1 protein-coding gene is annotated in these 703 nt (G+C 44.5%); it reads left to right on the forward strand.

Features of this window, described 5'->3' with window-relative positions; all coding sequences use genetic code 11:
• Positions 1-187 precede the first annotated feature (187 nt).
• The gene (locus tag OKB81_RS20670) at positions 188-622 is read left to right on the forward strand and encodes an EamA family transporter (RefSeq protein WP_103261603.1); all 435 of its coding nucleotides are present in this window, start codon (positions 188-190) and stop codon (positions 620-622) included.
• Positions 623-703: the final 81 nt, after the last annotated feature.

The raw sequence follows: 703 nt of genomic DNA on the forward strand, positions 1-703 counted from the left end.
ACTGGTAACCCATTGATATTAAATGACTAAAATTTTCATTTTTTGTTCTTGGGATACTTGTTCGCACTTTCCTTAGACGAATCGCCGTCTATGAAAGAGTGTCAGGGATTTATTAAGAAACACTTAAGCTGGATGGCGCCATGTGAAAAAATTTAACATTGATGCGTAGCGAATTGTGGAGTGTCAAATGGACTCACAAACTGGGTGGTTCTACTGGGCTTTCTTGTCTGCAATTTTTGCTGCTCTGACTGCAATTTTTGCGAAGGTAGGGGTGGAGGGGGTTGATTCTGACCTTGCAACTTTGATCCGCACAGGAGTGATCATCGTTGTTTTATCAGCATTTATTGCTTACACAGGGAAGTGGGCCAACCCTTTTGGTCTAACACCAAAAACTTGGATTTTCCTTACTCTGTCAGGTTTAGCAACAGGCGCTTCTTGGGTCTGCTACTTTCGAGCACTAAAGATTGGTGAGGCTTTTAAGGTTACCCCAGTAGACAAGCTCAGCCTTGTCCTGGTTGCAATTTTTGCTTTCACTTTCCTTGGTGAACGACCATCGGTCAGAGAATGGCTGGGCATTGGCATGATCGCTGGCGGTGTCTTGCTATTGGCTTTCAAGCGATAGAAAGCGGCGTTGTTGCCCAAATCAGCTCGACCTGAATGGAACTTTTGGTGAAGCCCATGATCTGATCACCAAATCCCTCTT

This window comes from Aeromonas sp. QDB56 (assembly GCF_027705505.1).
Lineage (GTDB): Bacteria > Pseudomonadota > Gammaproteobacteria > Enterobacterales > Aeromonadaceae > Aeromonas > Aeromonas caviae.